Source organism: Micromonospora sp. M51 (assembly GCF_018070305.1).
GTDB lineage: Bacteria > Actinomycetota > Actinomycetes > Mycobacteriales > Micromonosporaceae > Micromonospora > Micromonospora parva.
Genome location: NZ_JAGPXZ010001013.1, coordinates 1 through 1,817, shown reverse-complemented (window position 1 = coordinate 1,817; position 1,817 = coordinate 1). Strand labels below are relative to the sequence as shown.

The window sequence follows — 1,817 nt, the reverse complement described above, 5'->3', positions numbered from 1 at the left end:
CCGTTGATGCTCCCCAGGGGACGCGCGCCGATGGCGCCGGCCAGCGGCCTGACCCGTCCGGCGGCCGGCTCCTGGTAGCGCACGATCAGCGGCAACGTGGCCTGCGCGGCGTCGCCGTACCCGTCGGCCGCCAACTCCTGGACGTCGAACAGGTCGGGGTCGAGCACCCCGGCGGAGAGGTACGGCACGACGTCGCTGGGCAGCACCCGCAACCCGCCGTCGGCCTCGACGGTCTGGAAGGTGATCCGGTTGCGCCCCGGGCCGGGGTGGACGGTGGCGGCGACCCGACCGGGTGCCGCCTGGACCAGATCGACCTGATCGCCGGTGATCAGGGTGATGCGGACGGGTGCGTGCTGGGCGGGCGTGCCCGACGTCGGGCCGGTGGGCCGGGCGGGCGGGTCGGCGGACGCCGGTGCGGCGACGCCGACCACCAACGCGCCGACCGCGCCGACGGCGAGCCAGCGGGGGGACCAGTGCATGCGATGCGCTCCTCTACTCCTCCAGGCCCACCATCCGTAGATGAGGGCCGATCGGAGTCTGCGACGGCGCGCGTCACCAGGTCACTAGTCGCCAGCCGCCGCAGCGGCGACATGTCGTCAGGTGGACACCGCACATCCACCGACAGTGTGTGCCGCGGTCACCGGCGGCTGCCGCGCCACCCGTGCACGGGGAGGTCGAACTTGGCCACCAGCCGGTCGGTGAACGGGCGGGGGCGCAGCCGCACGATGCGCACCGGCAGGGCGCCGCGGCGCACCGTCACCCGGGCGCCGGGTGGCAGGTCGTAGACCCGCCGGCCGTCGCAGGAGAGCACGGCGAGGGTGGTGAACGGGTCCACGGTGATCACGAAGGTGGACGTCGGGGCCGTGACCAACGGGCGGCTGAACAACGCGTGCGCGCTGATCGGCACCAGCAGCAGCGCCTCCACCTCCGGCCAGACCACCGGACCGCCACCGGAGAACGCGTACGCGGTGGAGCCGGTTGGGGTGGCGCAGACGACACCGTCGCAGCCGTAGCGGGACAGCGGCCGGCCGTCCACGTCGACGAGCAGCTCCAGCATCTGGGCACGCTCGCCCTTCTCGATGCTGATCTCGTTGAGCGCCCACGACTCGATGGTCGGCCCGCCGTCGAACTCGGCGGTGACGTCCAGGGTCAGCCGCTCGTCGACGGTGTAGTTGCGGCCGACGACGTCCCGGACGGCGGTGTCCAGGTCGTCGATCTCCGCCTCCGCCAGGAAGCCCACCTTGCCGAGGTTGATGCCGAGCAGCGGCGCCTTCGCCGGCCGGGCCAGCTCGGCGGCGCGCAGGAAGGTGCCGTCCCCACCGAGCGCGAAGACGATCTCGGCGCCCTCGGCGGCCTGCGGGCCGCCGACCGGCACCACGCCGGGCAGGTCGAGGTCGTCGGCCTCGTCGGCGACCACCCGTACCTCGAAACCCGCGTCGATCAGGTCGGCGGCGACCGACCGGGCGTGCTCGGTGCTGCGCCGACGACCGGTGTGGGTCACCAGCAGCGCGGTCCGGCTCATCGGGTCGCCCGCCCGTCCTGGACCGGGCGGCACCGCGACACCGTCGCCCCGCCACACCCGCGTGTCGTCGCGGTGCCCTCGCTGCGCGCGTTCACCCTGCGACCTCCTCCGCCGCCCCGTCCGGCACGTCGCCGGTCGTCGTCGGGCCGTCCGGCCCGGCCGCCACCACGGCCCGCACCCGCTGCGGGTCGGCCGGTGGTGCGCCCCGGCGCAACCATACGAAGAACTCCACGTTGCCGCTCGGCCCGGGCAGCGGGCTGGCCGCCACATCCGCCAGGCCGAGGCCGAGCCGCGC

The 1,817-nt window shown here is 74.8% G+C and carries 1 protein-coding gene and 2 pseudogenes; all 3 read right to left on the bottom strand.

The genetic code is table 11. The annotated features are described in order from the left end of the window. Positions 1-479: pseudogene (locus KBX53_RS31905) on the bottom strand (peptidase S8); the annotation flags it as partial. Between the two features lie 158 nt (positions 480-637). Then, positions 638-1,522, bottom strand: coding sequence for an NAD kinase (locus tag KBX53_RS31900; RefSeq protein ID WP_210863534.1), 885 nt, complete (start codon positions 1,520-1,522; stop codon positions 638-640). A gap of 91 nt (positions 1,523-1,613) precedes the next feature. Beyond that, a pseudogene (locus KBX53_RS31895) lies at positions 1,614-1,817 on the bottom strand (16S/23S rRNA (cytidine-2'-O)-methyltransferase); the annotation flags it as partial.

Bases quoted from the DNA above. Each gene is read 5' to 3' on its own strand.
- KBX53_RS31900 (WP_210863534.1), bottom strand. From the start codon at position 1,522: ATGAGCCGGACCGCGCTGCTGGTGACCCACACCGGTCGTCGGCGCAGC.